This window comes from Streptomyces lydicus (assembly GCF_000717345.1).
GTDB classification, from domain to species: Bacteria; Actinomycetota; Actinomycetes; order Streptomycetales; family Streptomycetaceae; genus Streptomyces; species Streptomyces lydicus.
Genome location: NZ_JNZA01000029.1, coordinates 63,526 through 85,925, shown reverse-complemented (window position 1 = coordinate 85,925; position 22,400 = coordinate 63,526). Strand labels below are relative to the sequence as shown.

The following is a 22,400-nucleotide window of genomic DNA, read 5'->3' as shown; positions in this document are numbered from 1 at the left end:
CCCCCGCCCTGAACCCCGCCGACGCCGCCCCCGGGTCCGGCGCCCGCCGGCGGGTCCACGCCCCGCTCGGCCACACCCCCGACGTCCCGCCGGCCGAGGCGTCCACCCCCGACGCGCCCGAGCACCCCCCGGCCGGCCGGCCCGCCGACCCGGGCCCCGTCGTGCTGCCGCCCGCGCCCCCCGCCGTGGACCACGGCGCCCGCCCCCGGCTGCCCCGGCGCCACAAGCAGACGCATCTCGTCCCCGAGCTGCGCGGCGACCCGATCCTGCCGTCCGCCACGCGCCGTACGGGCCCCGAGCCCGAGCACGACCCCGGCCTGATGGCGGCCTTCCGACGGGGCTTCAGCCTCGCCGACGACACCTACGCCGGCGGCCCCACCGGCACCGACGGCACCATCCCGGCTCAGGGCGGCGACCCCAGCGGCCCGGCCGGCGACCTCCCGCTCTACGACCGTGACCACGACACCCCGATGGCCCGCCCCCGAGGAGACGACCGCAACCATGGTGAGTGATGTGCGTGCGCAGGCGCAGTTGCAGTTGCAGGGCAGTCAGCACACCGATCTGTCCTGGCTGCTGACCGGCCTCGTACAGCGAGTGCCGCACGCCCGGAGCGCCCTCCTGCTGTCCTCGGACGGCCTCGTCAAGTCCGCCCACGGCTTCGATCCGGACAGCGCGGACCACATGGCGGCCCTGTCCTCCGGGCTCTACTCCCTCGCCCGCAGCGCCGGCGCCCGCTTCGGGGAGGGCGACGACGTCCTCCAGGTCGTCGTCGAGCTGGAGTCCACGTTCCTGTTCGTCTCCACCGCCGGATCGGGCGCCTGCCTGGCCGTGCTCGCCGGCCGCGAGGCCGATGTGGCGGTGCTCGGATACGAGATGTCCATGCTGGTCAAGAGCGTGCGGCCGTACCTGGCCACCCCCGCGCGCCATCAGGCGTCCGCGGGCGGTCGTTGACCATGACCGTGCGTCGCGGACGGCGCGGCGGGGAGCCGTGGTTCGACGACGCGGCGGGCCGGCTGGTCCGCCCGTACACCATCAGCAACGGCCGGACCCGTCCGACGGCGCACTTCGACCTGCTGACGATGGTGATGGCCACCGGCCGCCGCCCCGTGGCCGCCCAGGGCCCCGAGCACGCCCAGGTGCTGGGGCTGTGCGGCGGCCCGGTCTCGGTCGCCGAGATCGCCGCTCACATACACCTGCCCGCCGTGGTCACCAAGGTGCTCCTCGCCGACCTCGTCGACTGCGGGGCGCTCACCGCGCGGGCCCCCGCGGCCGTTTCGGCAGGACCCGCGTCCCGTACCGACCGAGCCCTGCTGGAGGCGGTGCTGAATGGACTTCGCAAACGACTGTGACCCCCACCAGGGCGACCCCTCGCCCGATGGCTTCCCCTCCGCGCTGAAGATCCTGGTGGCGGGCGGCTTCGGGGTCGGCAAGACGACCTTCGTCGGAGCGGTGAGCGAGATCGAACCGCTCAGTACGGAAGAGCTCCTCACGCAGGTCGGTGTCGGCACCGACGATCTGGCCGGCGTCGAGGAGAAGAACACCACGACCGTCGCCATGGACTTCGGCCGGATCACGCTCAGCCCCGAGCACATCCTGTACCTCTTCGGGACCCCGGGCCAGCAGCGCTTCTGGTTCATGTGGGACGAGCTGTCGAACGGCGCGCTCGGCGCGGTCATCCTCGCCGACACCCGGCGCCTGGACCAGTGCTTCGCCGCGGCCGACTTCTTCGAACGGCGCGGCATCGCCTTCGTCGTCGCCGTCAACGAGTTCGACGGCTCCTACCACTACGACCCGGACGAGGTCCGCACCGCCATGGACCTCTCCCCGGAGACCCCCGTCGTGCTCTGCGACGCCCGCCGGTGCAGCTCGGCCACCCACGTCCTGGTCTCGCTCGTCCAGCACCTGCTCACCCCCGCACTCGCCGCGACCCCGGAGCTGCCATGAACCACCCCGCCTCCCGCGTCCCGTACGTCTCGTACGACCCGACGCGGCATCTGCTGCTCACCCCGCAGGACGACGAGGCCCCGGCGCGGGTGGCCCGACTGCGTGCCCTGGGCATCGGGGACCACCCGCTGCCCGCGTTCGACCAGTTCGCGCGCAAGCTCGCCCGCACCACCCGGGCGCCCTACTCGATGGTCAACTTCATCGACGAGCACCGGCAGTACTTCGCCGGCCTCTACACGCCCGACCGGGACCAGGGCGTCGAGCTGGGTCCGGCGCCCGCCAGCGCCCGGCCCGGCCGGGTGATGGACCGCGACCACGGCTACTGCCCGCACGTCATCGTGCGCCGCAAGGCCCTGGTGCTGGAGGACGTCTGCGACTACCCGCGGTTCGCCGGCAACCCCGTCGTCGACGAGATCGGCATCCGCTCCTACCTCGGTGCGCCGCTGATCGACCGTACGGGCATGGCACTCGGCACCGTCTGCGTCGTGGACCTCGAACCGCGGCCCTGGGGGCGGGAGGGGCTGGAGACCATCAAGGCGATGGCCGCCGAACTCGTCGAGCAGATCCATCAGATGGAGCAGCAGCAGAGCGAGAGCCGCTGAACCGGCCGCGGCGGCCGGTCCGCACGACGGGGTGGCCAGGGGCCGCGGTACCGGCGCACCGCCGGTGGCCGCGGCCCCTTCGGCGTCCCCGGCGGCTCACTTGAGGCGGGCGAACCAGGGGCGCTGCCGGGCCGGGGCGGTGCGCTGGCCCGGGACGGTGGCCCGCTCCTCGTCGACCGGTGTGCCGTCCGGGGCGTCCGTGGCGGGGCCGTCGTGGTCGTCGTGGTCGTCCTCGGGCCACTCCGACGGCTCCAGCCGCAGCAGCTCCGCGAGGCGGCTCGACCACTCGCCCTTCGCCCGGCCCAGGGCCAGTTCGCCCAGGCGCAGCAGCTGGACGTCGGACGTCCCGGCCGGCGCGAAGATGTGGTGCGCGTCGCGCAGGAAACGTTCGATCGGCCGGTCGGTGAACAGCGCGGAGGCGGCGTGGATGTCCATCGCGTCGCGCGCCGACTCCAGCGCCGACTCGACGTTGACCAGCTTGGCGTTCATCAGCTCCGCGTCGCACGGCAGCCCCTGGTCCAGCAGATGCACCGCGTGGTACGCGGACAGCCGGGCCAGCAGCAGCCGGGACTGGATGCGGCCGAGCTTGAGCTTGATGTTGGCGAGGTCGGCCAGCGGCTTGCCGTAGCGCTGCCGCTCGGCGCAGAACGCCGAGGTCTCGTCCAGCACGGCCTGGTGGATGCCCAGGGACACGGCGGTCAGGTTGGGCCGTCCGTACAGCACGCTGGAGGAGTACGCCACGGCCAGGCCGTCGCCCTCCCGGCCCAGCAGATTCGCCGCGGGGACACGGCAGTTGTCGAAGAACAGCTCGCCGAAGCTGAAGCCGTGCAGGCCCATGGCGGGCCGCTGCGGCCCGACCCGGAAGCCGGGGGTGCCGGACTCGACGAGGAAGGCCGACAGGCCCGTGGAGCCCTCGCCGGTGCGGACGACGACACCGTGCAGATCGCCGACGTGGCTGTTGCCGACGTAGCTCTTGCGGCCGTTGAGGACGTAGTCGTCGCCGTCGCGGACGGCCGTGGAGGCCATGCCCAGCACGTGGCCGCCGGACTGCGGCTCGGTGACGGCGATCGTCGGCAGGCAGTCGCCGGACGCGATGGCCGGCAGCCAGGTCTTCTTCTGCTCCTCGCTGCCGAAGTGGACGATCTTCGCCACGCCCAGCTGGGACGCCTGCGCCATCGCGCCCATCGCGGCGCTGACCCGGGACAGTTCCTCGATGATGAGGGTCTTGGCGACGTGGCCCGCCCCCATCCCGCCGTACGCGCGGTGCACGGTCGCCCCGATCCACCCCTGGCGGGCGATCCGGCGCGAAAGGTCGTGGCAAACGGTACGGCTCGCCTCCATCTCGGCAATCCGGGGACGGACCTCGCTCTCGGCGAAGTCCCGCACCCGCTGCCGGAGTGCTTCATGTCTCTGGTCGGTGAAATAGCGATGCAAGACGAGCCCTCCTTCGCGATCTTCCCGGCGCTGATCGCACCCCGCCTCGGGACGGCGCGGGAGGCGCCGTCTGCGCTGGTCGTTCCGGAACGTGATCTGTTGCTTACCGCGTGCAATACCCGTTGGCATACCTACTGCGGGGCGCACAAAACATCAACTGGCGTGATTCATGTGAAGAGTTGAAGCGCGAAACACCCCCGCACCACCCCCCGCTCCGGAACGCCGGTGGCGCGGTTTCCGGACCCCCGGAAACCGCGCCACCCCATGCCTCCCCACCCCGCGACGGCCGGGTGGGGCGGGTCAGTGTGCCGGACCGCAGCAGGACTCGCGGCGCTGCTGCCGGCCCACCTCCAGCCAGTCCGTTCCCGGTGCCCGCAGCGCGCGGGTGGTGGGCGCCGGGAACGCGTCGACCAGTTCCCGCTGCTCGAAGAGGCGCCCGCCGCGCAGCACCGCCGGGGTCCGCACCAGCGTGTCGAAGTCGCTGAACGGATCGCCGTCCACCAGCGTCATGTCGGCGAGCTTGCCGACCTCCAGCGTCCCCAGGTCCCGCTCGGCGCCGAACACCCGGGCGGGCAGCGCGGTCGCGGTGCGCAGCGTCCGGCTCACGCTCAGGCCGCCCCGGTGCAGCGCCCGCAGGCACAGGTGCAGGCCCAGGCCCACCGGCACCAGAGGCTGGTCGGTGCCCAGCGCGACCAGCCCGCCGCCGTCCAGCACCTTGCGGTAGACGCCGACTTCGATCTCGATGTCCGCCAGCTGCGCCTGGGTCGGCCGGTGTCCGGCGTTCTCGCGGACGACCGCGGTGTCCCAGGGCGGCATCAGCCGCGCCACCCGTACGTCGTCGGCCAGCGCCGGGTCCTCCCCGAGCAGCGCGGCCGCGGAGAACGGGGTCGCGAGGAGGTGGAAGCCGCCGGCGGTGTAGACCTCCGCCACGTCCTGGTAGGCGTGGCCCGAGCTGCTGACCGCGTGACCGAACTCCAGTCGCTGGGTGGCCTGGAGATGCGTCGTCAGGTCCTGGCCGAGCTGCGTCCCGGGGGTGAGCAGATGGCTGCCCGCGCGCACCCCGAGCCGCTCGTGGGCAAAGCGCGCCGCCTCCGCCATCACCCAGCCCGGTGCCCGTACGTACGTCTTGACGAAGTCCCAGTCCAGGGCGGCGCCGCGCTCCAGGGACCGGCGCAGGCCCGCGCGGGTACGGTGCGCCCGCCCCATGCTGTACGCGACCCGCCCGCCGTCCAGCAGCTCCCCGCAGGTCAGCAGCCGCGGCCCGGCCAGCACCCCGGCCGCCACGGCCTCGCGGAGGCGGGCCTGCTCGTAGGAGAAGCCGCCGCAGGAGACCGCGGTGGTGATCCCGTACGCCAGCTGCAGAGCGGTCTGCCGGCCGCCGTAGGTGGTCTGCCAGGGGTGGGTGTGCGCGTCCCACAGGCCGGGCAGCACGGTCCGCGCGGAGGCGTCCACCCGGCGGGCCGCACCGGTCCGCGTCGCGCGATGCGGCTGGACGGCGGTGATCCGCCCGTCCCGCACCACCACGTCGACGTCCTCGCGGACCGTGTCCCCGGTGCCGTCCCAGAACTTGCCCGCATGGACGACGGTGTCCCGGGCCCGGGACGGGCGGTGGCCGAGGGAGAGCGGGACGGTCCGCGCCGGGCCGCCGGCCACCCCGATGAGTCGCAGCTTGCCCGCCGACAGGTACAGGAGCGTCGTCGAGTCACCGGACCACGAGGGGTGATCGGCGCTCTCCTCGGTCAGCTGCCGCGGCGCGCCGTCCGGGGTGCCGTCCGGCCGCACCGGCAGCACCCACAGCGCGGACTCCGCGATCACCGCCATCCAGCGCCCGTCCGGCGACCACACCGGGCCCGAGTCGTAGCGGTCGGCGATCGAGACGTGCTCGGCGACCGGGTGCAGCCGTCCCTCGCCGGTCGCGGTGTCCAGGACGCGAATGACGTTGTAGCCCTCGCGGAAGCGGCGGTTGAGGCGGTTGCGGTCGCAGTACGCCAGATGGCGGCCGTCCGGCGACCAGCTGGGGCGGCCGGGCAGCCCGCCGGCACCCAGCGGCGCGGCGAGCACCCGCTCCGTCCCGTCGGCCAGCGTCCGCACCACGAGATTTCCCGACATGTCGAGCGCGGCCAGCCGCCCGCCGTCCGGGGACAGCGCGGGCTGCACCCGGCCCCCGGTGGCCAGCACCGTCTCCTCGCCGGAGGCCACGTCCCGGCGGCGCACCGCGAACAGCCCGTCCCGGTCGTCCGCGTACAGCAGCGACCGCCCGTCGCGCGACCAGCTGGGCGCCAGGACGTACCGGGTGGGGTCGGTCCGGACGATTCGGCGTGGCGCACCGCCGCCCGAAGTGGGCGCCAGCCAGAGGGCGTTGAGGGCGGCGAAGGCGACCTGACGGCCGTCGGGGGAGAGCGCCGGCAGATGCACCCCGCGCACCGGGCCCTCGGCCGTCCGCTCGAATCCGTAGTCCTTGACCCGGTAGCGGGGGCGGTCCAGCGGCAGCCGCGCGGTGAACGGGATGGTCTCGGCCGACTGCGGGGCGTCGGGGCGGACGATGCGGAACTGCCCGCCGACGGTCAGCAGCAGGGCGTCCCGCGAGATCCAGCGCGGCGGCACCGGCTCCACATCGCCGTCCACCGCGACCGGCTCGCCGTCCACCACGAGCGTGCAGGTGGGCCCCGGGTAGTCGGTGGTCCGCAGATAGGCCAGCCGCCCGGACGGGGACACGGCCGGCACCATCACCTGGGCGGTCGCCGTCTCGGTGTGCTCGACGCGCGCCGCGCCGCCACCGTCGGCCGGCACCGAGGCGACCGTGCGGGAGAGCAGCGCGCTGCCCGCCACCCGTCCCCGTACGAAGAAGATCCGTGCGCCGTCCGGCGACCAGCAGGGGTCGAAGTCCTCCCAGGCGCCGTCCTGTTGGGGACCGTCCTGGCCTGCCAGCCCGGTCACCCGGGTCAGCCGGCCGGTCCTCACCTCCAGCACCCAGATCCGGTAGGGGCTGCCGGTCACCGCGTCGCCGCCCCGTTCGGAGGCGAAGGCGAGCCGGGTCCCGTCGGGTGACCAGGCGGGGCCGCGGTCGTCCCAGGGCCCCTCGGTCAGCTGCCGGAGCCCGGAGCCGTCGGGGGAGAGCGTCCACAGGTGGAAGTTGCCGCCCCGGTAGGCGCACAGCGCGATGCGGCGGCCGTCGGGGGAGTACACCGGACGGGTGGGTTCCAGATCGGGCGGGGTCAGCGCCACCGCGTCGCCGCCGGCCCGTGGCAGCGACCACAGCACGTTCTGGACCTCGACGACGAGCCGGTCGCCGGCCGGTGCGAGAGAGGCCGCGCCGTTTGTGGCGGCGGTGAAGGAGAGCCGGCTGACGGTGCCGCCGGCCTCCTGAGCCGTGGCGGAGGCGGCGGTGGCGCCGGCCAGTCCCGCCGCGGCGGCGGCCGAGGCGGTGCCCTGAAGGAAGCGGCGGCGGGACAGCGGCGTACGGTGCGGCGCACCGGTCGAGTCCGTGGCGCCGGGCTCTTCGGGCGAGTTCTCACAACGGTCCATGGTGTCCAACGATGCTCCTGTGAAGGGGAGTTGCGGCACGGGCGGCTGGTAGGAACCGGCTGATCGTGTCACGCCGCGCGGCCGGCGGGTCAACCCCGTCACGCGCGCCCCGTGGCGCACCGCCCTCCGGAGCGGAAGAGTGGACGCCGACCCCGCGTCAGCCACCGCCCCGGCAGTCAGGAGACGACGCCATGCAGGCCCTGCAGCAGGACTTCCACCAGGCTCCGGACGGCGCACGGATCGCCACCTACACCTGGCTCCCCGAGTCCGGCCTTCCGCGCGCCCTCGTCCAGATCGCCCACGGCGCCGCCGAGCACGGCAGGCGCTATGACCGCTTCGCCCGCTTCCTCGCCGGTCACGGCTACGGCGTGATCGCCTCCGACCACCGGGGGCACGGCGCCACCGCCCCCTCCACCGGCGGCCGCGGCGTGGTCGGCGAGGACGCCTGGCGGGCGATCGTCAGCGACCTGAAGGGCATCGGCAACCACGCGGCCGCCGCCCACCCCGGCGTCCCGCTGGTCCTGCTCGGCCACAGCATGGGCTCGATGCTGGCCCGTGACTACGCCCAGGAGTACGGCGCCGACCTGGCCGGACTGATCCTCAGCGGCACCTTCCGCACCCTGCCCGGGCTGGACATCGAGTCCGCCGTCGCCGACCTGGAGCAGGAGAGCGCCGAGCACGGCCGCACCGCGCCGTCCTCCTTCATCCCGCGCACCTTCAGCTCCTTCAACGACGCCTTCCCGCACCGCACCGGCTACGAGTGGCTGTCCCGCGACGCGGCCGAGGTGGACGCGTACGTCGCCGACGAGGACTGCGGCTTCCCGTTCAGCGCGGGCCTCGCCCTGGACTGGGTACGCGCCATCCGCAAGATCAACGATCCGGAGAACCTCGCCCGCATCCCGCGCGGACTGCCGGTCCACCTCGCAGTCGGCGAGCTGGACCCCTGTCACCAGGGGATGACCCTGATTCATGAACTCCTGGAGGACTTCCGCTACCTGGGGGCCCGGGAGCTGACCTGGCGGGCCTATCCGGACGCCCGCCACGAGATCCTCTACGAGACCAACCGCGACGAGGTCCAGGAGGACCTGCTGGCCTGGCTCGACAAGCACGTCTGACCGGGCCGCCGGCGGCCGCGCCCGGGCTCCCGGCGCGGCCGGTCCCGGGCACCCCCGCTGCCGGCGCCCCGCCTACGCCCGGGCGGGTGCGGTCAGGAATCCGGCGATCCGCTCGCGCAGCCCGCGCGGGTCCAGGCCGTGCGCCGCCAGGTGCTCGTCGAGCTGCCCGTACCGCCGCAGCTCCCGGCGTCCGACGCCGAGCCCCAGCACCCGGTGCGGGCGGTCCGCCAGCGCGTCGTTGGCGGAGCGCGTCGAGGTGCCCGCCAGATACGGCTCCACGATCACCACGTCCGAGGTGTCCGCCGCGCCGGTCGCCGCGCGCAACGCCTCGCCGTCGAAGGGCCGTACGGTCGTCGCGTACAGCACGGTCACGTCCGTGCCCTCGGTCGCGGCGAGCACGTTGTCCAGCAGGGGGCCGACGGCGACGACCACCCCGCCGCGCCCCTCCCGCAGCCGCAGGAAGCGCGCCCCGTCCACCGCCCGTGGGGCACCGTTGGTCTGCACCGACAGCCGCACGTAGACCCGGTCGTCACCGGCCGCCGCGGCGTGCCGCAGCAGGGCCTCGGCCTCGTCCGGGTGCCCGGGCACATGCACGGTCCAGTCGTCGAGGGTGTCCAGCAGCGCCACATCGCCCGGCGCCATGTGGGTGAAGCCGCCACTCGGCCAGTCGTAGGAGGCGCCGGCACTCACCAGCACCCCGCCCACGCCCTGGTGGCCGAAGTCCAGCTTCACCTGCTCGAAGGGGCGCTCCACCAGAAAGCTGGCGAAGGTGTGCACGATCGGCCGCAGCCCGGTGAGCGCCAGCCCGCCGCCCACCCCTATGAGCAGCTGCTCGCGGATGCCGACGTTCACCACCCGGTCCGGATGCCGCCGGGCCGCCGCGGCGAAACCGTCCACGCCGATGTCGGCGAGCACGACCGCCAGCCGCGGATCCTCGTCCAGCAGCCGTGAGGTGACCGAGGCGAAGCGCTCACGCATGGTGTCCATCACTGAAACCCTCTCGAAGTATTGGCCGGGCGGAAGTTCAGGCGTTCTTGGGCTCGACGCGGGCGACGACCGCGTGCGGACGGCCCGGGTGCGGCGCGCCGAACGCCGCGTACAGCGCCTCGTGGTCCCGGCCGTCGACGGTGGCCGCGGACCAGCCCGCGGCCTCGAAGCGGGAGGCGATCCCGCCGTGCCAGCCGTGGGTGGCGGAGGAGTTGTCGATGACCACGGTGTGCAGCCGGTCCAGGCCCGCGGCGCCCGCGTAGGCCAGTGCCTCGTGATTGCTGCCCTCGTCCAGCTCGGCGTCGCCGATCAGCACCCATACGGCCGGTCCGGTGCGGCCCAGGGCCCGCAGCCCGAGCGCGGTACCGACGGCCAGCGGCAGTCCGTGGCCCAGCGAGCCGCTGCCGATCTCGGCGCCGGGCACCAGCAGCCGGTCGGGGTGGTGGCCGAGCGGCGAGTCGTACGAGCCGAAGCCCGGCAGCCGGTCGACCGGGAAGAAGCCCTTGGCGGCCAGCACCGCGTAGTAGGCCATCGGGCCGTGCCCCTTGGAGAGCAGGAAGCGGTCCCGCTCGGGGTCCGTCACCGTCTCCGGCGAGACCCGCAGCACCCGGTCGTAGAGGACCCACAGGGCGTCGAGCGTGGAGGTGGCGGCCGGGCCGTGCTTCTCATCGCCCGTCATCAGGCTCATCAGCCCGGGCAGTTCGGCGAAGTGCGGCCGCCGGTCCGCGGTCGCGCCCGGCCCGTCGGACGCCTGTGCCGGGGGCGTCGCTTCCGTCGTCGTGTTCGTCATGCCCCGAGAGTGCAACCTCAATCGCACTTGAGGTCAAGTGCCGGGCCGGGACCCGGAGGTCCGCGGCCCGGCGGCCGGAATCAGAGCTGTCCCGGCTTGAAGACGTCCTGCTCGATGAGGAGCTTGTCGATCCGCGCCTTGTCCACCCGGTTCGTCACCTCCGCCACCTCCTGCCGGTCGCGTACGCACTTGGCCAGCGTGAACGCCGACGACACCACGAAGACCAGGCCGAGAGCGAGGAACCCGCGCTCCCACGGCCCCACCGGAAGCTTGATGATCCCGATCATCAGCGCTACCAGTGACAGCCCGAACGAGATCGCGGCCTGCGCGAAGAAGGCCGTCGTCGTCGGCCGCTGAATCGATGGAGTACTCATGCGCGTAGCGTGGCCGCGCGGTGACACCGGCGCATGAGTACGGGTACTCATCCTCCGGCCGGCCGCCACTCACCCGTCACCCGCACGCCCGCGCCGGGACGCCCGAATATGGCAGCACCCACCCTCTGACATGCGGTATCGTTCTCGTGCGCGGTCAGCCGGAACATTCCGGCCGGCACGAGCACCGGGACGTGGCGCAGCTTGGTAGCGCACTTGACTGGGGGTCAAGGGGTCGCAGGTTCAAATCCTGTCGTCCCGACCAGCGACTTTCGCAGGTCGGAGGCCGTCTTCTCGAAAGAGGAGGCGGCCTTTTCCGTTGTGCTGCCGCTTCTTCGCCGGTATCCCCCTTCCTGTCTTCGGGTGCCTCGCCGTCGGCCCGCCACTCAACCCTTGGTTAAGCCCGGGACTCCTCACTGTCCGTAAGTGGACTGGTGCGGCGCGTGCGTTGCATGTCAGGATAAGAACGCAGTGGCGGGGGCCTTAACTGTTCGTTGGGCTTGATCGATGGGGGAGACGGGGGATGGGCGTGGGGGGCGACGGCCGGTCCAAGGGTGCGGGCAGTGTGCTCGCGGAGCGGCTCAACCACCTCTTCGCGAACATGCATCCGCCCGGCGCGCCGTACACCAACGCCTTCGTGGCCGAGGAGATCAGCGACGGGGCGGAGACGTACGGCGGGGTCAAGGTCACCGAGCAGTACCTGTCGATGCTGCGGAACGGGAAGCGGGCGAACCCGAGTCCGGAACTGCTGCGCGCGCTGGCCAAGTTCTTCGCGGTGCCGGTGGGTTACCTGCTGGGGGACCTCTCGCAGCCGCAGGCCGCGCGGGTGGAGGAGGAGGTCCGCTTCCTCGCCGCGATGCGGGACCAGCGGGTCAGGGCGATCGCGCTGCGCTCCGTCGGGCTGCCGCCGGAGGTGCAGGACAGCCTGACGACGATCATTTCCCAGTTCCGGCAGCAGATGAATCTGCCGGCCGATCCGCCGGAACAGGGGGGTGACCGGCGCGGTGAGTGACCCGATACGGACCGCTGAGCGCGACCAGCTCTTCGTCACCTGGCAGCGGACCGGACACGAGGACGGAACGAGCATGCGAGTGGGGCAGATACGCAGGCGGTGCAAGCGGCTCATCAAGGAACTTCAGCTGCCTGCCGCGACCGATCTGCGCGGAATGTGCGACATCGTCGGCGCCCGGGTGGGGCGGCCCGTCCATCTGGTGCCGATGAGTCTGGGCGGGGTGGTCTCGGGCATGACCGCCGTCACCGACGACGCCTACTGGATCTTCTACGAGCTGCGGACCTCGCCCTGGCACCAGGCCCACATCGTGCTGCACGAAATCGGTCATCTGCTGCTCGGGCACGGCCAGGACCCGGCCGTCACCGAGGACGCGCTGAAGATCTGGACGCCGTCCGTCGACGTCACCACCGCCATGCAGCGGATGGGGCTGACCATGGGCTTCGCCCGGCACCACGGTTACGACAACCTCGCCGAGCGGGAGACCGAGGTGCTCGGCACCCTGCTGATGGAACGGGTGGCCCCCTCGGCAGCCGAGCGCGAACTCCCCCTGGAGGGGCAGGCGGCCGAGCTGGCGGCGGCGCTCGGGCCCGCGCTGCAGCACATCCGGCGGGGGCAGGGACACCCCGCCGACGGAGGCCCCGCCCACGGACGCGAGGGGCAGGACCTGGCCGGGGACGGGGGCCCGCGTGTTTGACGTCTTCTATCTGTCCTTCGGTCTGGCCGCCTGGGCGATCGTCGGGTACAAGTCCGTCGCGTGGTTCCGCGACCGCAGCAACGCGGACCTGGGGCTGGCCTGTGTGATGACCGGCGGTGTCGCGACGGTCTTCCTGTTCTCCGCGCCGAGCCTCTACCGCGCCTTCGACCGGCTGGTCGGCGTGGCCAACCTGGCCATGGTCTTCCTCTACTCCTCCGTCGTGGTCTTCGCCGCGGGCGCGCTGGTGCTGCTGCTGCGCTGGACGGCGGGCGAGGGCGCGGCGGCGCGGGCCCGCGCGCGGCCCAGGGCGCGCGCCGCGGTCGCCGGGGTGGCCGCGCTGTGGGCGGTGGCGGTCACCGGCTTCGCGCTCGGCCGGCCGGACGCCGTCGAGCACCCCCGTGACTTCAGCACCGCCTACACCGACTCACCCGGTGTCATGCTCTTCCTGGTGCTGTATCTGGCCATTTTCGGATCGAGCCTCGCGGGCCTCGGGGCGCTCTGCCCCCGCTACGCCGCACGGCTCGGTGGCACGTATCTGGCGCGCGGTCTGCGGGTGCTGGCCGCCGGCTGCTGGCTCGGCCTCGTCTACTGCGCCTGCAAGGTCGTCGGCTTCGTACTGTCCTGGACGGGCCACCCCGCGCTGTGGCTCTCCAACGGGGTGGCACCGCTCAGCGCCTCGGTCGCGGCGCTGCTGGTCCTCGGCGGATTCGCGCTGCCGGCGGCCGGCCCTCGGGTCGCCGCCTGGCGCCGGCTGCGCCGGCTCTCGCCGCTCTGGCGCACCGTCACCGCGCAGGCCCCCGAGGTCACGATCGAGTCCGCGTCCTGGTCCGTGCGCTGGCCGTTCGCCGACCTGGAGTGGCGGGCCAACCGTCAGATGGCCGAGATACGGGACGTCCAGCGCGGCATCCGCCGGCACGTGGAGTCCGACGCCGTCGACATCGCCCGCGAGCGGGCCCGTGCGGTGGCGCTCGACGAGCGGCAGCTGGCGGCCGTCGCCGAGGCCGCCGCGCTGCGCCGCGGGCTGGAGAACCGCGCGGTGGGCCACGTCCCCGCCCTCGCCGCCGAGAGCGTGGTGGTCGCCACGGGCTCGGCCCCGGCCGAACTCGCCGCGGAATACGAGCACTTGGCGCTGGTCGCGGATGTCTACCACTCGCCGCTGATCGATACCGTGCTCACCGAGCTGCGCCAGCGGAGTTCGATGGCGCGGGGCTGAGGAGCAACCACAGACGGGGTGGCCCGGCACGGGGGTCCGGGCCGCCCGGCACGACGGAGGCGGCGTCGGTCCGCGCGGACCGACGCCGCCCTCGCCGGTGGTGCCGGATGGCGCACGACGGACGGGGGCCGGGCGCCCGCGTCCTACAGTCGGGATCATGCAGAACACCGCCGAGACCGGCCCCGACGCCCCCATCGATCTCACCCCCCTGCTCGACGATCCGTACCCCGCGTACGCCGCGCTGCGCGAGGCCGGCCCGGTGCACCGGATCAACGGCACCGACGGGAACCCCGCCTGGCTGGTCACCCGCTACGACGACGTCCGCAGCGCGCTCGCCGACCCCCGGTTCTCCCTGGACAAGCGGAACGCCACACCCGGTGGCTACCGCGGCTTCGCGCTCCCGCCGGCCCTGGACGCCAACCTGCTCAACATGGACCCGCCGGACCACACCCGCGTCCGCCGCCTGGTGGTCAAGGCGTTCACCCCGGGGCGGGTGGAGGCGCTGCGCGAGCCCGTACGGCGGGTCGCCGACGAGCTGCTGGACGCCATGGCGCGGCACGGCAGCGCCGACCTGATCGCGGACTACGCGGGGCCGCTGCCGATCACCGTGATCTGCGATCTGCTCGGCATCCCGCACCATGACCGCCGCGACTTCCTGGCCTGGTCGGACGCGCTGATCACGCCGGATCCGGCGCGGCCGGAGCTGATGAAGCAGGCGGTCGGGGCGATGCTGGAGTTCTACACCGGGCTGATCGCGGCCAAGCGCGCGGAGCCGGCCGACGATCTGCTCTCGGACCTGATCGCGGTGCGCGACGCGGACGGCGACCGGCTGACCGAGGACGAGCTGACCTCCCTCGCGTTCCTCATCCTCTTCGCCGGATACGAGAACACCGTCCACCTCATCGGCAACGCCGTGCTCACCCTGCTCGACCACCCGGACCAGCTCCGAGCGTTGCGGCACAATCCGGCCGAACTGCCGGCCGCGGTCGAGGAGTTCCTCCGCTACGACGGTCCCTCGCCGCTGGCGATCCGCCGCTTCCCCACGGAGGACGTGGAGATCGGGGGCGTACGGATCCCGGCGGGGGAGAGCGTGCTGCTGTCGATCGCGTCCGCGAACCGTGACGCCGCCCGCTTCCCGGACCCCGACACGCTGGACCGCGGCCGGGAGCTCTCCGGTCATCTCGCCCTGGGGCACGGCATCCACCGCTGCCTCGGTGCCCCGCTGGCGCGCATGGAGGCGGTCACCGCACTGGAGGCGCTCCTCGACCGCTTCCCGGGGCTGCGACTGGCCGTTCCGCGGGACGAGTTGCGGCACCGCCGGGCACTGCGTGCACGTGGCCTGATTTCGCTCCCCGTCGCTTGGTAATCGACAAACGAACAAATTTTTGAGGCGTAACTGTTCGCTCATGCGGTAGAAAGGTTCCTGAGCCCGTCCGGTGTGCATCCCCCGTCGCACCGGACGGGCCTTTCTTTGCAGTCGTTGCAGACGCGACACGCCGCGGTGGTGCCCTCGATCACGGCGCGCCGCGGCGACACGCGGAGCATGACGCGCCGGGCACGACGCGCCGCCGTGGCCCGGATGGCCCAACTGCGCTGCGCGCGGGGGCCGCTCTCCTTAGCGTGACGGCATGGCATCTCAGGCACGTGTGTCCAAGAAGGCGGCCGCGACGGCCCTGATCGCCGTCATGGGGGTGTCGCTGACCTCCATACCGGCCGCCGCGAACGGGCGAACGGCCCGTCAGCCCGCCGTGGCCGCCGCCGGAACCCGGGACGTCGCAGCTCCCGGCATACCGTCGCTGCCCGGCGGGCTCTCCGCGCTGTCCTGGATGGTGGCCGACGCGGAGACCGGCAGCGTGCTCGCGGCCAGGAACCCGCACCGCAAGCTCGCCCCGGCCAGCACCCTCAAGACGCTGTTCGCGGTCACCGTCCTGCCGAAGTTCTCGGCGGGCGCGATCCGGCAGGTCAGCTCCGCGGACCTCGCGGGCATCGGGGCCGGCAGCAGCGTCGTCGGCATCCAGCAGGGCCGCCGCTACACCGTCGCCGACCTCTGGCGCGGGGTCTTCCTTCGCTCCGGCAACGACGCGGTGCACGTGCTGGCGGCGATGAACGGCGGCTGGCAGGCCACCGCCCGCGAGATGCAGCAGACCGCCCACAAGCTCGGCGCCCGCGACACCACCGTGAAGTCCCCCGACGGTTATGACGCGCCAGGCCAGGTGTCCTCCGCCTACGACCTGACCGTGTTCGCCCGGGCCGGGCTCGCCAATGAGGAGTTCGCCCGCTACTGCGGCACCACCCGCGCCACGTTCCCCGGCGCCGCCGGGCCCACCCGGATCGAGAACACCAACCGCCTGCTGGCGGGCTCGCACGGGCTGGCCCGCTACCCCGGCATCATCGGCGTCAAGAACGGCTACACCACCAAGGCCGGCAACACGCTGATCGCGGCCGCCCGCCGGAACGGCCGTACGCTGCTGGTCACCGTCCTCAACCCGCAGTCGAACGCGGCCAACGCGGTCTACAAGGAGGCGGCGGCGCTGCTGGACTGGGGCTTCGGCACGGCCGGCAGCAGCCAGCCGGTGGGCACCCTGCACGCCGTGCGCGCCGCCTACCTGGGCGGCCCGGCCCGCCCCGTGGCCGCCCGGGCCACCGGGCCGGAGGCCGGCGACGGTGCTCCGTCCCGCCCCGCCCTCGTCCTCGGGGCGGGCGGCGCCGGGGCCGCGGTCCTGGCGCTGGGCGCCCTGCTCGCCCGGTGGCGGCGGTCCCGTCACGACGGCGGGAGGGGACGAGCCGGCTAGCCGGCTCGTCCGACGGGTGACTTTCGGCCTGGCCGGGTCTTTGGATCGTGCCGGGCCCGCGACGCCCGGCATGATCCAAGGTGCGGCCTAGTGCCGCGTCAGAGAGCCTTTGCCCTGTCGCTTCGTGACGCGCCGCTTGTCCTCACTGGGTGCCGAATGTGAGGACGTCTGCGGGTTGGCAGTGGAGCTCGCGGCAGATCGCGCTCAAAGTGCTGAAGCGGATCGCCTTGGCACGGTCGTTCTTCAGGATCGACAGGTTCGCAACCGTCACTCCGACGCGATCGGCGAGCTCAGCCAGGGTCATGCTGCGGTCGGCCAGAAGCCGGTCAAGGTGACAGCGGATCTCGTGCGGGTCCTCCGGCGGCATCAGACCAAGCCCTCTACGTCCTCGCGCAGACGCGCACCCTGACGGAACGCTGCAGCCGCCGCTGCGGTCAGCAAGGCCCCGAACACCGCCACCATGTCGAGGGAGTAAGGGGTGTGGACGACCTGCCCCACCGGCGTGCCGTCGACCAGGAGATGCGTGGTCAGAACGTCCAGAGCAGGGGGGAGCGTGCCGATCAGGAAAACCAGCCCGGAGACGACGAGCAGGCGGCGCGCGTTCCTCGGGACGAAGAAGTCCCCTGCGTGAAAGGTGCGGGCCAGGCGGATGAGGACATCGAAGATCACGAGCAGCAGGACCGCGCCGACCAGACCGGGCAGGATCAGCAGCAGCCGATCCCCGAAGCCCGGGCTGTGGAAGACCAGCTCGGCCCGGCCGGCCGCCCGCAGTGTCACCGCCCCGGAAGCCGTCGTGTCGGGTAGGGGCACGTCGGCGTCAATGCCGACCGTGCGGGTGGTGCTCGCGAGCGCGAGCGGGCCGACAACCCCGAGGACCGGCAGTAAGACCTTGAACAGGCCCACCAGCAGCAACGCCAGTCCCAGCGCCGACTCCAGCACATGATTGTTGACCCGCGACCACCAGGTCGATGCGTCGAGCACGTGAATCCCTCCCACTCAGGCGGCGTCATATCGTTATTCGATGCTATCGATAAGCAATATGATGCTGTCAAGGTGGGCAACGCCCCACTTGGAAGCCTCTGTCGTGGTGTGACGTGCCATCTGGGCGCTGGTCCGGCCAGCATGGTGTTGCCAGGCTGTGCGGGTGGCAGAGCGAGTACGCGTTCGCGAGATCGAGGACGACGAGGGACGGCGACTGCTGCGGATCGTCCGGAGAGGCACCGGGTCGGTGGTGACTTGGCGGCGGGCCCAGATGGTGCTGTTGTCCGCGCAGGGCCGGCCCGTGGCGAAGATCGCCGAGGTGGCGTTCACCAGCGTGGACCGGGTCCGGGACGTGCTCCACAACATCAATGCCGACGGCTTCGGGGCGCTCTACCCGAAGTACAAGGGCGGCCGGCCCAAGACCTTCACTCTCCCGGAACGCCGGGAGATCAAGAAAATCGCCAGGTCCAGGCCGGTCGAGCACGGCCTGCCGTTCTCGACCTGGAGTCTGGCCAAGCCGGCTGCCTTCCTGGTCGCCGAGGGGGTGGTCGACGACATCAGCCACGAGGGCCTTCGGGTCCTGCTCCGCGAGGAGTGCGTCTCGTTTCAACGCGTGAAGACCTGGAAGACCTCCCGCGACCCGGACTATGCAGCCAAGAAGGCCCGCGTCGAGCACCTCTACGCGATTGCCGACGGTGAGGCCGTACCCGAGGTGGGTGATCCTGAAGTCGTCTTATGCCTGGACGAGTTCGGTCCGCTCAACCTCCAGCCCCACCCCGGGAGGCAATGGGCCGAGCGTGGAGGGAAGCACCAGGACCCCGACCGGGAACCGAGGCCCCGCAGGCGAGCGACCTACACCCGCCCGCACGGGGTCCGGCACCTGTTCGCCGCCTACGACCTGGCCCGGGACAAGCTCTACGGCCACATCAAGCCGAAGAAGACCCGGACGAGGTTCTTGGAGTTCTGCCGCTACCTGCGCAGCCTCTACCCGCCGACGACCCGCATCGCCATCGTGCTCGACAACTTCTCCCCGCACCTGACCACGAAGAAGGACACCCGGGTCGGCGACTGGGCCGAGGCCAACAACGTTGAGTTCGCCTATACCCCGACCAACCGCTCCTGGCTGAACCGCATCGAGGCCCAGTTCACCGCCCTGCGCTACTTCACCCTGGACGGCACCGACCACACCAGCCACAAAAAGCAGGGAAGCATGATCCGCCGCTACATCATCTGGCGGAACAAGCACGCCACCGACGAACGGCTCCGCGAGGTCGTGAACAGGGCGAACGTTGCCTGATGCGGCACTAGTCGGCGGCGGTCCGGAGCCGGGGCGCGGTGTCCGCCGCCGCCACGGGCGCCGCCGCGGCCTCCGGGCCGGTCAGGCGGCCGCTCAGCTCCCGGGCCCAGACCAGCAGCCCGGCGATGTCGATCCCGTGCGGGGCGGCGTCCGCGTACGCCTCGACGGCCACCGCGCCCCGGTCGAGCAGCGTCGCTCCCCCTACGGCATTGCCCCGTGCCGCATGGGTGAGGCCCACCGCGAGCTGGGCGAGTCCCCGCCACAGCTCGCGCTCCGTCTCCGGCGCCGTCTTCCAGGCGTCCTCCAGGACCTCATGGGCGTGGAACGGCATCCCGGCGTCGAGCAGCCGCTGCGCCTCGGTCAGCGACTCCGCGGGCGTGCGGGGCACGCCCTCGGGCTGCCGGGCGACGCCTGGGGCGCCGTACGGCAGCGGGCGGCCGAGCCCGTCGCGCGGGCGGGCGTTGCGGGCCCGTCCCTGCTCGTCGCGGTCCCGGCGGCGGGCGGGGGCGCTCTCGCCCGCCACCGCTCCGCAGTGCTCGCAGACCTCGCTGCCGGGCCGCTCGCGGATCCGTCCGCAGGCGTCGCAGACCTGGTCCAGCCAGCAGGCCGGGTCACCGCCCTCCTCGCGTGCCAGGGGCCGGCCGGGTTCGTCGTGGGCTCGCTGCGCGTTGTTCACGCTTCGATTGTGCGCCCTGGGGGCGGGTGCGCCCCCAGGGGCCGTGCGGTCGGCGGTCAGTCCAGCTCCACGTCGTAGAAGCAGAAATGATCCTTGATCTGCGCCACCTCGGCGTGCGGCTCCGGGTAGGCCCAGGCGATGTCCTTGGGACCGTCGGGGAGCGACCAGTAGGAGGCGGTGCCCTTGAAGGGGCAGACGGTGTGGGTGTCGGACGAGGCGAGGAGGTCGGTGCGGACGTCCTCGGGCGGCAGGTAGTAGCGGACCGGACAGCCGGTCTCGAAGAGCAGCAGCGGCCGCCGGCTGTCGGCCAGCGGCACGCCGTCGTGGTGGACCCGGATGCGGTCGGTGCCCTGCTTGATCTCGATGTGGTGACCTCGGGCGGCGTTCATGTCGGTGCTCTCTCCCCGGTGGGCGGTGTCGGACGGGCGGTTCGGTGTCACGCGTACGGAGCCAGCTGTCCTGTGTCAGCGGTTCCCCGGCCGCTGCTATTCCGCTTCCGGCGTCCCACCCGAGGGGCTCCGGCCACGCCTCCCGGCCCACCGGAGCCCCGGAGGGCGGTCACACCTCCCGGATGCCCCGCCCCGCCCACTCCGGGGCCGGCGCGAGCAGCGCGGTGAGCCGCTCGTGGGCGGCCGCCGGCAGGGGGGCCGACCGTCCCGCCGACTGGTCGACGTGCAGCAGGAACAGCTCCTCCGTCGCCACCGGTTCGCCGGACGGCTCGCCCACGAACATCTCGTGCAGCAGCCGGAGCTTCTTGCCGTCGGCGCCCAGTACGGCCGTGCGGACGGTGAGGTCGCTGCCGCGGGCGACCTCGCGGAGGTAGCGGACGTGGGCCTCGACCGTGTAGAGGGAGCAGCCGGACGCCTCGCGGTAGCCGGCGTCGAGGCCGGCCTCGTCCATCAGCGCATCGGTCGCGAAGCCGAAGAGCAGGACGTAGTAGCCCTCGCTGAGGTGGCCGTTGTAGTCGATCCACTCGTCGCGGACGGTCTGCCGGAACAGCGGCAGGGGAGGGGGAGTGCTCATCGGGCGGTGCCCCCCGGTCGGCCGGTGGCCCGCAGGACGTCGATGACGCCCTGGTCGCGCTCGGCGACCAGATCCGCGTAGGTGCGCTCGCCGGCCGCCGCCGCGCAGCCGTCGACCATCGCGTCGCGCAGCGCGCGGTCCAGCTCGGGCGCCTCCAGGCGGGTCCACGGCGACTTCAGGGACGGCCCGAAGTGGTCGAGCATATGGGCCATGCCGCCCTCGCCCCCGGCGAGCGCGAAGGTCAGACACGGACCCATGAACGCCCAGCGCAGGCCGGGCCCTTCGGTGATCGAGGCGTCGATGTCCTCGACCGATGCCTCACCGTTGGCGACCATGTGCAGCGCCTCGCGCCACAGGGCTTCCTGGAGGCGGTTGGCGATGAAGCCGGGCAGCTCGCGGTCCATGGTGATGACCGACTTGCCCGCCACGTCGTAGAAGCGGGCGGCCCACTCGACGGCCTCGCGGTCGGTCCGCTCGCCGCCGACGACCTCGACGAGGGGGATGAGGTAGGGCGGATTGAAAGGGTGACCGACGACCAGGCGGCCCGCGCCGGCCGCGGAGTCGTCGGCCGCGGTCTGTATGTCGGTCATCGGGTAGCCGGAGGTGGAGGAGGCGATCACCACTCCGGGCGGGGCCGCGGCGGCCAGCTCGGCGAGCAGCGAGCGCTTCAACTCCAGCTTCTCCGGGGCACTTTCCTGCACGAAGTCGGCGTCGGCGACGGCCGCGGCGAGGGTGGGGGCGACGGTGAGCCGGTCCTGGGAGGCGCCCTCGGCCAGGCCGATCTGCTCCAGCGCGGGCCAGGCGGCCGCCACCAGGCGCCGGAGCCGGTCCTCGGCGTCGGGGGCCGGGTCCCAGGCGGTGACGTCGTAACCACGGGCGAGGAAGTGCGCCGCCCAGCCGCCGCCGATCACTCCGGCGCCGATACAGGCGACGCGGCGGACGTCCTCGGGGGAGCGGGGGGCTGATATGGCGTCGGGCACGGTGCGGCTCCAGGTGGTGGGGAGGGGCGGAACGGGGAGGAGCGGCCGGGTCAGCCGCGGGGCGCGATGCCGAGGCGGGCGCGCGCCTGGTCGGGGGTGGCGACCGTCGCGCCCAGCAGCTCGGTGATCTGCACGGCGCGCTCGACGAGCTGGCCGTTGGTGGCCTTGACGCCCCGGCTCAGGTAGAGGTTGTCCTCCAGGCCGACGCGGACGTTGCCGCCGAGCAGGATCGACTGGGCCACCCAGGGCATCTGCATCCGGCCGAGCGCGAAGCTGGCCCACTGGGCTCCCTCGGGGAGCACGTTCACCATCGACTGGAGGACGCCGGGGTCGGCCGGGGCGCCCCAGGGGATGCCCATGCAGAGCTGGAAGACCGTCGGGTCGTCCAGCAGGCCCTCGGCCAGCAGCTGCTTGGCGAACCACAGCTGGCCGGTGTCGAAGATCTCCAACTCCGGCCGTACGCCCAGCTCCTGGATGCGCCGGGCGCCGGCCCGCAGCATGTCGGGCGTGGACACGTAGAGGTTGGAGCCGTCGCCGAAATTGAGCGAGCCGCAGTCCAGGGTGCAGATGTCGGGGAGCAGCTCCTCGACGTGCGGGAGCCGCTCCAGGCCGCCGACCAGGTCCGTACCGGGCAGCTGCCGGAGCGGGCGGTCCGGGTCGATCACCAGGTCGCCGCCCATGCCGGCGGTGAGGTTGATGACGACGTCGATGCCGGTCTGCTTGATGCGGTCGACGACCTCCGCGTAGAGCCGCGGGTCGCGGGAGGGGTCGCCGGTCTCGGGGTCGCGTACGTGGATGTGCACCACGGCGGCGCCCGCGGCGGCCGCTTCGACGGCGGAAGCGGCGATCTGCTCCGGCGTCACGGGGACGTGCGGGGAGCGGCGGACGGTGTCCCCGGCGCCGGTCAGCGCGCAGGTGATGATGACCTCGTGGTTCACGGGGGTCCCTTCGGTCGGGGTGGCGG

23 protein-coding genes, 1 tRNA gene and 1 pseudogene are annotated in these 22,400 nt (G+C 72.8%); 13 read left to right on the top strand and 12 right to left on the bottom strand.

The annotated features are described in order from the left end of the window. The 5 genes and pseudogenes from OO62_RS25570 to OO62_RS25550 all read left to right on the top strand — a co-directional run. Positions 1-512 (top strand): annotated as a pseudogene (locus OO62_RS25570) (ATP-binding protein); the annotation flags it as partial. Further along, positions 502-951: a roadblock/LC7 domain-containing protein gene (locus tag OO62_RS25565; protein WP_033269912.1), complete on the top strand. Its 450-nt coding sequence runs from the start codon at positions 502-504 to the stop codon at positions 949-951. The pseudogene OO62_RS25570 and the gene OO62_RS25565, both read left to right, overlap by 11 nt. 2 nt (positions 952-953) lie before the next feature. Beyond that, positions 954-1,349 (top strand): DUF742 domain-containing protein, encoded by a 396-nt coding sequence (locus OO62_RS25560; RefSeq protein ID WP_033269911.1) that lies wholly within the window; start codon positions 954-956, stop codon positions 1,347-1,349. After that, a complete protein-coding gene (locus tag OO62_RS25555; protein ID WP_033269910.1) occupies positions 1,327-1,944 on the top strand; it encodes a GTP-binding protein in 618 nt (205 codons plus the stop codon). The genes OO62_RS25560 and OO62_RS25555 overlap by 23 nt, the downstream gene beginning before the upstream one ends. Beyond that, positions 1,941-2,546 carry a GAF domain-containing protein gene (locus OO62_RS25550; RefSeq protein WP_033269909.1) on the top strand — a complete coding sequence of 202 codons (606 nt, stop codon included), beginning with the start codon at positions 1,941-1,943 and terminating at the stop codon, positions 2,544-2,546. The genes OO62_RS25555 and OO62_RS25550 overlap by 4 nt, the downstream gene beginning before the upstream one ends. 96 nt (positions 2,547-2,642) lie before the next feature. Here OO62_RS25550 and OO62_RS25545 read toward each other — a convergent pair whose 3' ends face one another. Together OO62_RS25545 and OO62_RS25540 are read right to left on the bottom strand one after the other, a co-directional pair. Beyond that, a complete protein-coding gene (locus OO62_RS25545) occupies positions 2,643-3,980 on the bottom strand; it encodes an acyl-CoA dehydrogenase family protein (RefSeq protein ID WP_033269908.1) in 1,338 nt (445 codons plus the stop codon). Between the two features lie 300 nt (positions 3,981-4,280). Beyond that, positions 4,281-7,514, bottom strand: coding sequence for an amidohydrolase family protein (locus OO62_RS25540; RefSeq protein ID WP_033269907.1), 3,234 nt, complete (start codon positions 7,512-7,514; stop codon positions 4,281-4,283). A 182-nt stretch (positions 7,515-7,696) separates the two neighbouring features. Here OO62_RS25540 and OO62_RS25535 point away from each other — a divergent pair, with 182 nt between their 5' ends. Then, positions 7,697-8,620, top strand: a complete 924-nt coding sequence (locus tag OO62_RS25535; protein WP_033269906.1) for an alpha/beta fold hydrolase — start codon at positions 7,697-7,699, stop codon at positions 8,618-8,620. 72 nt (positions 8,621-8,692) lie between these two features. Here the strand turns inward: OO62_RS25535 and OO62_RS25530 are convergent, their stop codons facing one another. The 3 genes from OO62_RS25530 to OO62_RS25520 all read right to left on the bottom strand — a co-directional run bounded on the left by OO62_RS25530 (position 8,693) and on the right by OO62_RS25520 (position 10,771). Further along, the gene (locus OO62_RS25530) at positions 8,693-9,607 is read right to left on the bottom strand and encodes a transketolase family protein (protein WP_033269905.1); all 915 of its coding nucleotides are present in this window, start codon (positions 9,605-9,607) and stop codon (positions 8,693-8,695) included. Positions 9,608-9,644: 37 nt separating this feature from the next. Further along, positions 9,645-10,397, bottom strand: a complete 753-nt coding sequence (locus tag OO62_RS25525) for a transketolase (protein WP_033269904.1) — start codon at positions 10,395-10,397, stop codon at positions 9,645-9,647. 80 nt (positions 10,398-10,477) lie between these two features. Then, a complete protein-coding gene (locus tag OO62_RS25520; protein WP_051733587.1) occupies positions 10,478-10,771 on the bottom strand; it encodes a YiaA/YiaB family inner membrane protein in 294 nt (97 codons plus the stop codon). 185 nt (positions 10,772-10,956) lie between these two features. Here OO62_RS25520 and OO62_RS25515 point away from each other — a divergent pair. The 6 genes from OO62_RS25515 (at position 10,957) to OO62_RS25490 (ending at position 16,479) form a co-directional block, all read left to right on the top strand. Continuing rightward, positions 10,957-11,033, top strand: a tRNA-Pro gene (locus tag OO62_RS25515). A 258-nt stretch (positions 11,034-11,291) separates the two neighbouring features. Further along, positions 11,292-11,780, top strand: coding sequence for a helix-turn-helix domain-containing protein (locus OO62_RS25510; RefSeq protein ID WP_051733586.1), 489 nt, complete (start codon positions 11,292-11,294; stop codon positions 11,778-11,780). Between the two features lie 79 nt (positions 11,781-11,859). Then, positions 11,860-12,474 (top strand): hypothetical protein, encoded by a 615-nt coding sequence (locus OO62_RS25505; RefSeq protein WP_228332690.1) that lies wholly within the window; start codon positions 11,860-11,862, stop codon positions 12,472-12,474. Then, positions 12,467-13,687, top strand: a complete 1,221-nt coding sequence (locus tag OO62_RS25500) for an MAB_1171c family putative transporter (protein ID WP_033269903.1) — start codon at positions 12,467-12,469, stop codon at positions 13,685-13,687. Before OO62_RS25505 ends, OO62_RS25500 begins: the two co-directional genes overlap by 8 nt. 157 nt (positions 13,688-13,844) lie before the next feature. Further along, a complete protein-coding gene (locus tag OO62_RS25495; protein WP_033269902.1) occupies positions 13,845-15,053 on the top strand; it encodes a cytochrome P450 family protein in 1,209 nt (402 codons plus the stop codon). A gap of 262 nt (positions 15,054-15,315) precedes the next feature. After that, complete coding sequence (locus OO62_RS25490; protein ID WP_033269901.1) at positions 15,316-16,479, top strand: D-alanyl-D-alanine carboxypeptidase family protein; 1,164 nt, start codon at positions 15,316-15,318, stop codon at positions 16,477-16,479. A gap of 142 nt (positions 16,480-16,621) precedes the next feature. Here OO62_RS25490 and OO62_RS25485 read toward each other — a convergent pair whose 3' ends face one another. Both OO62_RS25485 and OO62_RS25480 read right to left on the bottom strand, forming a co-directional pair. Continuing rightward, complete coding sequence (locus tag OO62_RS25485; protein ID WP_033269900.1) at positions 16,622-16,846, bottom strand: helix-turn-helix domain-containing protein; 225 nt, start codon at positions 16,844-16,846, stop codon at positions 16,622-16,624. Next, entirely contained in the window at positions 16,846-17,460 is a 615-nt protein-coding gene (locus OO62_RS25480; RefSeq protein ID WP_033269899.1) for a DUF2975 domain-containing protein, read from the bottom strand. Before OO62_RS25480 ends, OO62_RS25485 begins: the two co-directional genes overlap by 1 nt. Before the next feature lie 163 nt (positions 17,461-17,623). Here OO62_RS25480 and OO62_RS25475 point away from each other — a divergent pair, with 163 nt between their 5' ends. Next, the gene (locus OO62_RS25475; protein ID WP_228332578.1) at positions 17,624-18,757 is read left to right on the top strand and encodes an IS630 family transposase; all 1,134 of its coding nucleotides are present in this window, start codon (positions 17,624-17,626) and stop codon (positions 18,755-18,757) included. A 7-nt stretch (positions 18,758-18,764) separates the two neighbouring features. On the opposite strand, the gene OO62_RS25470 is transcribed toward OO62_RS25475, so the two are convergent. From OO62_RS25470 to OO62_RS25450, 5 genes are all read right to left on the bottom strand, one after another. Continuing rightward, a complete protein-coding gene (locus OO62_RS25470; protein ID WP_078617349.1) occupies positions 18,765-19,433 on the bottom strand; it encodes a DUF309 domain-containing protein in 669 nt (222 codons plus the stop codon). 56 nt (positions 19,434-19,489) lie between these two features. Next, complete coding sequence (locus tag OO62_RS25465; RefSeq protein ID WP_033269926.1) at positions 19,490-19,822, bottom strand: DUF427 domain-containing protein; 333 nt, start codon at positions 19,820-19,822, stop codon at positions 19,490-19,492. Positions 19,823-19,991: 169 nt separating this feature from the next. Further along, positions 19,992-20,456 (bottom strand): thioesterase family protein, encoded by a 465-nt coding sequence (locus OO62_RS25460; protein WP_033269897.1) that lies wholly within the window; start codon positions 20,454-20,456, stop codon positions 19,992-19,994. Continuing rightward, positions 20,453-21,436, bottom strand: coding sequence for a 3-hydroxyacyl-CoA dehydrogenase NAD-binding domain-containing protein (locus tag OO62_RS25455; protein ID WP_033269896.1), 984 nt, complete (start codon positions 21,434-21,436; stop codon positions 20,453-20,455). Before OO62_RS25455 ends, OO62_RS25460 begins: the two co-directional genes overlap by 4 nt. Positions 21,437-21,486: 50 nt before the next feature. After that, positions 21,487-22,374, bottom strand: a complete 888-nt coding sequence (locus tag OO62_RS25450) for a beta-keto acid cleavage family enzyme (protein ID WP_033269895.1) — start codon at positions 22,372-22,374, stop codon at positions 21,487-21,489. Positions 22,375-22,400 lie beyond the last annotated feature (26 nt).

Excerpts from the sequence above, each read along its gene's own strand:
- OO62_RS25530 (WP_033269905.1), bottom strand. The coding sequence starts at position 9,607 with ATGGACACCATGCGTGAGCGCTTCGCCTCGGTCACCTCACGGCTGCTG.
- OO62_RS25550 (WP_033269909.1), top strand. The coding sequence starts at position 1,941 with ATGAACCACCCCGCCTCCCGCGTCCCGTACGTCTCGTACGACCCGACG.
- OO62_RS25520 (WP_051733587.1), bottom strand. The coding sequence starts at position 10,771 with ATGAGTACTCCATCGATTCAGCGGCCGACGACGACGGCCTTCTTCGCG.
- OO62_RS25465 (WP_033269926.1), bottom strand. The coding sequence starts at position 19,822 with ATGAACGCCGCCCGAGGTCACCACATCGAGATCAAGCAGGGCACCGAC.
- OO62_RS25460 (WP_033269897.1), bottom strand. The coding sequence starts at position 20,456 with ATGAGCACTCCCCCTCCCCTGCCGCTGTTCCGGCAGACCGTCCGCGAC.
- OO62_RS25535 (WP_033269906.1), top strand. The coding sequence starts at position 7,697 with ATGCAGGCCCTGCAGCAGGACTTCCACCAGGCTCCGGACGGCGCACGG.
- OO62_RS25485 (WP_033269900.1), bottom strand. The coding sequence starts at position 16,846 with ATGCCGCCGGAGGACCCGCACGAGATCCGCTGTCACCTTGACCGGCTT.
- OO62_RS25555 (WP_033269910.1), top strand. The coding sequence starts at position 1,327 with ATGGACTTCGCAAACGACTGTGACCCCCACCAGGGCGACCCCTCGCCC.
- OO62_RS25510 (WP_051733586.1), top strand. The coding sequence starts at position 11,292 with ATGGGCGTGGGGGGCGACGGCCGGTCCAAGGGTGCGGGCAGTGTGCTC.
- OO62_RS25560 (WP_033269911.1), top strand. The coding sequence starts at position 954 with ATGACCGTGCGTCGCGGACGGCGCGGCGGGGAGCCGTGGTTCGACGAC.
- OO62_RS25565 (WP_033269912.1), top strand. The coding sequence starts at position 502 with ATGGTGAGTGATGTGCGTGCGCAGGCGCAGTTGCAGTTGCAGGGCAGT.
- OO62_RS25495 (WP_033269902.1), top strand. The coding sequence starts at position 13,845 with ATGCAGAACACCGCCGAGACCGGCCCCGACGCCCCCATCGATCTCACC.
- OO62_RS25490 (WP_033269901.1), top strand. The coding sequence starts at position 15,316 with ATGGCATCTCAGGCACGTGTGTCCAAGAAGGCGGCCGCGACGGCCCTG.
- OO62_RS25525 (WP_033269904.1), bottom strand. The coding sequence starts at position 10,397 with ATGACGAACACGACGACGGAAGCGACGCCCCCGGCACAGGCGTCCGAC.